The following is a 7,829-nucleotide window of genomic DNA, read 5'->3' as shown; positions in this document are numbered from 1 at the left end:
TCCTCCAACCCTCGACAGGTCTGCGGTCTATGGACCATGCACAGCCTGTGAGGTATTCTCCTGTTATCTTATCCTTTGTCGGTACTGCATGATGGCAGTGCCAGCATAGTGTGTAGTCAGTGTGTTTCATTGGCTTTGCCCCTCCCCATACCACATAGGATATCATTAAGCCTCTTGCAAACCTCACAACCCTCGTGATGTATCTCGTACTGACATTTCTGAAACACCTTAGCATATTCCCCATATGTCTGCCATAGGTCAAGTGCATAAGCCCCATTGATGTATGCCCTGTATAGTTCCTGCTTTTCGTCAAGCGCCTGTTTCTTGTCTATCTGCCCTGCTCTGAACTCTCGGTACACAATGCAAAGCGACTTATACAAAAGCTGTTCTGCCTGTGTCAGCCCCTCTGGCAGTGGCAGAAGCTTTGCCGCCATTCTGTTCAGCTCGTCTGCTTTCTTTATGACCTCAGCTTTTACCAGCATTATCATCACCGCCAAGATAGTGCATTAGCATATCAGCTGCCTGCTTCCAGCCGTAGCATATCGCCGCCAAATAGTTCTGCTTGCCAAGCTCCGCAAACCACCACATCTGATTATCTGAGGGCTTGCCATTCTCCGCTTTGAGCTCTATGAACAGCCCTTTGTTTTTGCCCCGTGCCACAGGTAAAAACAAGTCGGGAACGCCTGACTTCACACCCATAAGCTTTAGTCTTTTGCCCTCTCGTGGGTCGCAATGACGTTCGTTCGGTATGTGAAAGAGCAGTTTGAGTTCAGGATAAGCCTTGCGTATGCTTGCCTGCTGCGTCCACTTGATAAGGGCCATTTGCTCTCTGTCTTCATTTCTTGCCATATCATCACCCTTTCATTATCCTGTTGAGTATCTGACTTGCTTCAAATTTCGTCAGATTTTCTATGTCGATATCCGAATTGTTGAGATACTTCCTGCCACGCTTGCGGATAAGGTTTTTCTGATTATCAGTAGCAGGTGCTTTGCCCCACTTTCGGCAAATATTCAAGTCCCATATGTATTTGCTGTCCGCCTCACGTTCGCAAAGAAGAGTGTACGCCTCGTCAAGTGCTTGCTGCATAGGCATTTTCTGTCCCTGCCATATTGCCATGCCCAGAGCGTCAGGTGCTGATATCCTCAGCGTTTTTCCCTTACCAAGACTGCATTTCATATCGCCATTCGGCAGCTTAAACCAATTCACGTCATGGGTATTATACTTCTGCTCCTGCGCCCACAAGTCAACGATACGAACATTCTTTATCCAGCTTTCAGGACAGTCCGACATCATAGTAGCCTTTTCAGAAAGCTCAAATAGCATTCCCTCCATTTTGTCCTGACTCTTCTTTGGCAGCTCAGAAATGTCAATACCGAGCAAACTTGGAGCTGTTCTCAGGCTTGCCTTGCCTGTTACTCCTACGCAGTCGATGAGTGTGAGCTTGTCTTTGTCGGGGTGCAGTCTTAGCCCTCTGCCTACCATTTGCGTATACAGTGCGTCAGACTGTGTGGGTCTTGCTATGATAACAGTTTCCACAAGGGGAATGTCAGTACCCTCAGTGAACACCATGCAATTCACAAGACAAGGTATCTCACGCTGAGTAAAACGGCGTATTATATCAGCCCTGTCCTTAGTCTGACCTGTGACTACCTCAGCCCCCTCGATGCGTTTTGCTATCTCGTAGCATTGTTCTACCGATACCGCAAAGATAAGCGTTGCACCTTTGGCGTGTTCTCTATACGCTTGTGCTATAGCGTCCGCAGTGCCGTCCATTGCTTCTGCTAGCTCGCCCGGAGCGTAGTCGCCAAGCCGTGTATGTACTGCTGAAAGGTCATAGCCTATGTCAGCACGTTTGCAGAGGATATCGCACAGATAACCATGTTCAATGCCCCAACGCAGGTCACGTTGAAATATGATATCATCAAACACATCATTCAGTCTGCATTTGTCAGCCCTGTTAGGTGTTGCCGTGAAGCCCAGCAGAAGACGTGGTGTGAAGTGATCTATGACCGTCTTGTAACTCTGAGCCGCTGCATGGTGTGCTTCGTCTACTATGATGATATCAAAATCATCAGGTGAAAACCTGTCAAGCCTATGTGTCATGGTCTGGATACTTGCAGAAACCACCTCTTCACTGCCGTCAGTATGGTATTTTGACATTTCAACACCTTTTGTGCAGTCAAAGTATTTCAGAGGCTGATTTACAAGTTCCTCTCTGTGCGACAGAATAAGCATACGTCCATGACGTGGTATATTTGCAAAGGTCACTGTCTTACCAAGACCTGTCGCCATTTGTACAAGATGTTTTCCATGCCCTGCCTGCGTTATCTTATCTATACACTCCTGCTGATAGTCACGGAGTTTTATTCTTGCATTCATTTGATGTTTTTTACCTCCTTATGTGGGACGTGGGGGACAGTGTGGGACAAACGTCCCACACGAAAACTATGCGTATTTACGCACTTTTCGGGGCGTTGTGGGACTGTGGGACAAATTCGCACATTTTCCTATATAGGAAAACACACATATATTTTAACGATGTGTGAACAAAGCCGTGATTCTATATCACCTATTTAAAACAGGTATATATAGGGGGAAAATGTCCCACAGTCCCACACTATGCAGAAAACCACGCATTTACGCTGTTTTCCTCGTGGGACTTATGTTTCACAAAATGCCGAAATCCGATATATCCGTCCCACGCATTTCTTCTTCGGTGTAATAGTCCGGTGTTTCATCTGGCAATCTCAGCACAACACACTCAACGTTCACGCCACCGATGCGCTTGCCACGAGTATTGTTGCGCCCTCTCACAAGTATCTTGCCGTTAGATTTCAGCCAACTAAGCAACGCCCTTGTGTCGAAGCCCTGTTTTGAAGCCGCTTCGTCGAATTTTGAACGTATGATATACGCAAAATCGCCCTGGATAAGTCCAAACACTTCGCCGTTATTGTCTTCGCCTGTCGCAAAGCGTTTACTGTTGGACGCCACCCAATCGCACATATACTGATAGCCTCGTTCACCTGCTGATACCGATTTTTTGGTCTGCAAATACGGTGAGATATCGTCAATTGTTAGTGGCTCATTCGTTTTGAACACGGACGCTTCTGCAATCATATCAGCAGTCAGTATCATTGCCGCTGCCATTGCCTGCTTTTCTGTTGTATCCGACTTGCAGAGCTTGGTGAAATAATCGTTATAGACCTCTTGTGTCATTGTCAAGGCTTTTTGAGAGGACAGTTTTGCAACAAATTCTCGCCCTGCAAAGCCATAGTTTTGTTTTATCACCGCTGATACAGCCATGCCGTCTGCTATCACGATGTTGTTTGCCGTGCATTCAATGTCGATAACTCTGTTTACCGCTCCTGCGCCTGCTGAACCGCCCACTATAGGGCTTTCGCCTGTGGTAAGGATAGTGTTTCGCCATGTCGGTGTACGCTCTATTCCGCCTGTTTTTGTGCCCCTAGAACGTCCAACACCCTGAGCAAGCTGATAAACGTCAAATCGGCTTCTGCCGTGACTATCTTTGCTCAGCTGGAGTTCGTCAATGAGAAACGGCAGGCTGTTGAGAAACGCTGCTGTTCGCTCGTGACCGACAACTGTGCTGTTGAACGTCTGAATGTATTCACCCATTTCAGGGGTTCCCCAAACAGAAGCCGCAAGCATTAAAGCAACTGTCTTGCCTGTGCCTGAATCAACGCCCCATAGGTGAACGAAGAACGGCAGACCGCCAAGTGGCTGAATAAGCGCACTTGCGAAGCTCGCCGCAAGAAATATCTTTGCGATCACGCTTTTCTTGCGGCAATCTATAGCGACTTTTTTCCATTTCTCATAACTGCCATGACTTTTTATAGCACTAAAAATGGTGGAATAATTCTGCTCACCGTCAAAGGTCAGCCCCTCGACGTATGGCGAAAAGCCTGCGCCGTTTATGTAGCCAAGCCTGCCCACTGATCTTTTCAGCGGCAGAGAATTGCGGTTAAGGCTCTCTATCTCCTGGAAATATGAAACAAGCTCTTTGGCAGTTTCAGAAGACACATCAACACCGCATTTAACTAGCTGTGAAATGTTTCGGCTGTTATATAGTATCTCCTTTGAAACGACTTTTTCCTGCCACTCTCCACGAGTGCGGTAAGCTATGTTGAGCTTTTCCTCGCCTGTGTCAATGTTCTGCAAACACTCAAAGGGTATGATCGGGTGGTGGCAGATAACGTGATAGTTGCCGCTTTCGTCAATAAGATACACACCGCCGTCATCAACGTTATACTTGCCTGCGTCAAGCTGCATATACGGACCTGAGAACGCAGTGGGGTTATTGATAATAACATTCGCCCCACGCTGCATTTCTCGCATTTTGACATAGTTTTTATACAGCCCTTTGAACGTTTTTACGCCCACCTCTGCCGCCTGTTGAGCCATTTGCTCAATTTTCAGATTGTGCATGAAAGGGTCGTTTTTGTAATCGTATATCGCTTCGTATGGCTTCTCTGTGTAGAGAAAATCGTCTTTTGTATACTTTACAGCAACGGCGGTTTTCACCGCTTCTGCATCACTCATGTCGATATCAAAATGCTTTTCCTCATTCGCATCAACGTCAATGATATCATCAGAATGGCGTTCCCTCATCATTCAACACCTCCTCAAAGTCGGAAAGGTCACCGCCTAGTTCTTGCGGGGGTGCTGCTTCAGCAGTAGGCTGTACAAAAACGGCTTCGCACACAAGATGTACGTCAACTTTTTCTTCGCCGTCTTTGCTGGTATATGGCTTTTTCTCCACCTTGCCCACACAAAACACAACGTCAAATTTTTTCAGCGCCTTTGTGGCTCTTGCTACAGAGTGCCAGCACTGGCAGTTCACCCATACGGCTTCACCACGCTCGCCTTGCACCTTTGGCTGACGTTCGCCCACTTTTACTGCAAACTTGGTGAGCGACGAGTTGTTGCCGCCCACCTGTTTGTATTCTGCGTCCTTTGCAAGAAAGCCACTGATGATAACAGAACCGTCAGGTAATCTTGCCCGCATTAAAGCACCTGTTCTTTCTCGGTCTGGAGCTGGTCAATTTCTGCTGAGATATCTGTAGATATCTTCTCATACTCAAACCACTCAGACACCTTTGTGTTCTTGTCTTTCAGTGAATTGAAGATGCCGATATAGTCTGTAAGATCTTCGGCTGTCATGGTGTCAAGACCTCTATCAAGACGTTTCTCTATCATTTCCTGCGTCACACCCAGCTTCTCGAACTCCACCACCATTTTCCTTACACGGTCCGTAAGAGGAATATTATTCTTGCCGGCAAGAGTCTTTCTGCATTCTGCCACCGCCTCTTCCACAAAGTCCGCAGGAAGTACCGCAAGTATTCTTGCTCTGAGCCTGCGCCCTGCCATATTGGCGTTATTCTCATAGATATCACGCAGGCTTGTGAGGGTCTTTATTTTGCCCTTGACTTCCTTTGCGTGTGGGTTCGTGAAATTCTGCACCGACATTGTGTTCGTCTCCAAGTCCCAAGCATACGCCTGCATTTCTGATTTGCCGTTGTCCTGAGAAAGCTCCTTGATGCCGAAGTCAATATTTCCCCAGCACCTTGCAAGTTCCTCCGCAAGCCTGATAGTTGGTCCTGAAACTGTTTCGTTGCCTCTCGGATAGCTGTAAAATGCCTTGTTTGCAAGCCCTGTACGCTGACAAGCTTTTTTCATGTTTGCAAAAGCCTGTATCTCGTTGCGTGGGAATCTCTTTGCGATAACAAGCTTGCCCTGGGCTTCTGCAATGGCTCTGCTTGCTTCGATAGCGACTGTACCCTGATTGATGTTGTCAAGGGGCATAGTGCTGTTCTGCGGTACTTCCGGTGTTACTGTTACTGCATTTGTTATTTCGTCCATTGTTTTGTCCTCCTATTCGTATTCTCTAGCCAGCCAACCCGGCAGGCTTATGACGTTCAAGTCACCGTTTTTGCCGTTGTAGCTGTACCAATTACCTGTTTTAAGACACTCCTTGAGAGTGTAAAGATAGTCGTTAAGGTCTTTTGTGCCTTTCTGTATGATAAAATCGTCAGCTTCAAGGACGTTGCAGGCATAAGGTGGTGACTTTTCAACAGCGATAAAAACAAATCTATGAGGCTTGCCCTCAATTTCTGACACACCCTGCGTGTACATCGCCGCCTGCAAGTCATAGCCATATTTAATACAACTGTGCATAAAACTGTCTGTATCGGCATTTTCAGTAGTTTTAAGGTCTACTATGACAGACGTTGACTTAAGGTCTGTTCGGCAATCGGGGCGGCATTTGAGTTTAAGCCCCGTGAGCTTGTCCGTCCAGAAGTATGATTTTTCATGTTCGCCGCCGTTTAGCAAAGCGGCAGCATACTTGTTTGACATCACACTTTCGGTCATTGCCTGTATCTGTGCAAAAGTGTCCTCGCTTATGGGTATCTTACCGCTCGCCTCTATCTGAGCCGCAAGTGCCTTGCCCTCTTTGGTACGCCTGTCAAGCTTCGGAGCGACTATGTACTCGCTGTCGAATTTGTCCTTTTCAAGAACATAAGCGTGAAAGGCTGTGCCGAAAGCAAGCGCAGGGGTCTCTACTTCGGGATTTTCAAGGGCGTACTTGAAATGCGCAGGCGACTTTGACAGTTTGAAAAGTTGTGAACGGCTGAACGCTCCGTCATTGCGGTAATCTTCCGCAGACATTTGCTTTTTCATTTGTCATAGTCCTCCTCTTTATATTCAACTCCTGCCAGTTCGGCAAGGTCATAGATTGAAATATCGTCATTCTGGTTGATTTCTTCAATCAGAATCTCACGGAAACAGTCCTTGCAGTAGTCCTTGCCTTCATAGCAGAAAACATTTTCGTTCGCAAGGTCCAGTTCGTCCCTACATTTGTCGCATTCGACCACAGTGTAATTGCGGTCTCTGCCACAACATCTGCACCCATCAGGGCAGCCGACACAATCATTAGCCGTGTAACGCATTTAAACCGCCCCTTTTGTATTTGAAAAATGCGATATTTTTGTACATGAAATACGATTCGGTTCCGTTTTCAAACACCTCAGCACCGACCTCTTTCGCTACAGCATGAATGTCAGGTGGAAATATCTGAACACCCGATATTGCTCCGTCAAACGTCCACACGTCGCCTATCATCATAGGGTAAACGCCTTCGGTAACAGTCCCACATTCTTGCGTTTCTTTCATTTTTAGCTCCATGACCGCCATGTCAACCATAGCGTCAAGCCTTTCTTTTACTGTCATGTTTTCGCCCTCTCCTCTCTAGTATCGCTGGCTCTGCCAGCTTAAAATCTCTGCAGGGGTAACGTCTGCTACTCTCCAAACAGCCTTTTAAGTGTTTGCAGTCAAGGCAAGAGTAGTTAGTCACTATGCTCACCTCTCAGCCTCTTGGTGTTATTTTTTAAAGCTACGATATATCCCGTCAGATACCCGTTTGGGTAGTCATTAAGGGCTATTTCAGTTATTGCCTCTAGCTCCTCTTGACAAATATCAAGCAATGTGCTATCATCAATATGTATGTTATCGGTATCTTTTGATACCTCCGAGCTTGTGCCTGTTGCCGCAGATGCAAGCTCATTTTTTATGTATTTGGTTAGATATACACCACACAAAAAGGCCTTGTGTCTAAGCGGACAGTCTTCACAAGTTTTGAATTCGCTATTGCAAACCTCCACCGCCTTTTCAAACTCCTCTTTCGTTATCATCATTATCCTCCTCGTTTTCAAAACGTTTCTCCCAGTGCCTATCCACCACGCTCAACACAAGATACATCACTACATCTATCCCTGCAAGCACGGCTATTGTTATCAGCAGTATCAACGCCATT

Annotated in this window: 11 protein-coding genes; all 11 read right to left on the bottom strand. The window is 46.6% G+C overall.

Features of this window, described 5'->3' with window-relative positions; translation table 11 throughout:
- Positions 1-116: 116 nt before the first annotated feature.
- Positions 117-482: a hypothetical protein gene (locus tag OCV57_RS13825; RefSeq protein WP_267302026.1), complete on the bottom strand. Its 366-nt coding sequence runs from the start codon at positions 480-482 to the stop codon at positions 117-119.
- Complete coding sequence (locus OCV57_RS13820) at positions 466-849, bottom strand: VRR-NUC domain-containing protein (RefSeq protein ID WP_267302024.1); 384 nt, start codon at positions 847-849, stop codon at positions 466-468. Before OCV57_RS13820 ends, OCV57_RS13825 begins: the two co-directional genes overlap by 17 nt.
- Before the next feature lie 4 nt (positions 850-853).
- Positions 854-2,380: a DEAD/DEAH box helicase gene (locus tag OCV57_RS13815; RefSeq protein WP_267302023.1), complete on the bottom strand. Its 1,527-nt coding sequence runs from the start codon at positions 2,378-2,380 to the stop codon at positions 854-856.
- 288 nt (positions 2,381-2,668) lie between these two features.
- The gene (locus OCV57_RS13810) at positions 2,669-4,630 is read right to left on the bottom strand and encodes a DUF927 domain-containing protein (protein ID WP_267302022.1); all 1,962 of its coding nucleotides are present in this window, start codon (positions 4,628-4,630) and stop codon (positions 2,669-2,671) included.
- On the bottom strand, positions 4,608-5,024 hold the full coding sequence (locus tag OCV57_RS13805) for a single-stranded DNA-binding protein (RefSeq protein WP_267302020.1): 417 nt from the start codon (positions 5,022-5,024) through the stop codon (positions 4,608-4,610). The genes OCV57_RS13810 and OCV57_RS13805 overlap by 23 nt, the downstream gene beginning before the upstream one ends.
- Complete coding sequence (locus tag OCV57_RS13800) at positions 5,024-5,878, bottom strand: hypothetical protein (RefSeq protein ID WP_267302018.1); 855 nt, start codon at positions 5,876-5,878, stop codon at positions 5,024-5,026. The genes OCV57_RS13805 and OCV57_RS13800 overlap by 1 nt, the downstream gene beginning before the upstream one ends.
- 12 nt (positions 5,879-5,890) lie before the next feature.
- The gene (locus OCV57_RS13795) at positions 5,891-6,697 is read right to left on the bottom strand and encodes a PD-(D/E)XK nuclease-like domain-containing protein (protein ID WP_267302016.1); all 807 of its coding nucleotides are present in this window, start codon (positions 6,695-6,697) and stop codon (positions 5,891-5,893) included.
- Positions 6,694-6,966 (bottom strand): hypothetical protein, encoded by a 273-nt coding sequence (locus OCV57_RS13790; RefSeq protein WP_267302015.1) that lies wholly within the window; start codon positions 6,964-6,966, stop codon positions 6,694-6,696. The genes OCV57_RS13795 and OCV57_RS13790 overlap by 4 nt, the downstream gene beginning before the upstream one ends.
- Positions 6,950-7,246 carry a hypothetical protein gene (locus OCV57_RS13785; RefSeq protein WP_267302014.1) on the bottom strand — a complete coding sequence of 99 codons (297 nt, stop codon included), beginning with the start codon at positions 7,244-7,246 and terminating at the stop codon, positions 6,950-6,952. The genes OCV57_RS13790 and OCV57_RS13785 overlap by 17 nt, the downstream gene beginning before the upstream one ends.
- A 116-nt stretch (positions 7,247-7,362) precedes the next feature.
- Positions 7,363-7,707, bottom strand: coding sequence for a hypothetical protein (locus tag OCV57_RS13780; RefSeq protein WP_267302012.1), 345 nt, complete (start codon positions 7,705-7,707; stop codon positions 7,363-7,365).
- The gene (locus tag OCV57_RS13775; RefSeq protein WP_267302011.1) at positions 7,685-7,828 is read right to left on the bottom strand and encodes a hypothetical protein; all 144 of its coding nucleotides are present in this window, start codon (positions 7,826-7,828) and stop codon (positions 7,685-7,687) included. The genes OCV57_RS13780 and OCV57_RS13775 overlap by 23 nt, the downstream gene beginning before the upstream one ends.
- Position 7,829: the final 1 nt, after the last annotated feature.

The sequence above is a fragment of the Hominimerdicola aceti genome (assembly GCF_025567495.1).
Lineage (GTDB): Bacteria > Bacillota > Clostridia > Oscillospirales > Ruminococcaceae > Hominimerdicola > Hominimerdicola aceti.
The sequence above is the reverse complement of the archived record's forward strand: the minus strand, read 5'-3'. Positions and strand labels throughout refer to the sequence as shown.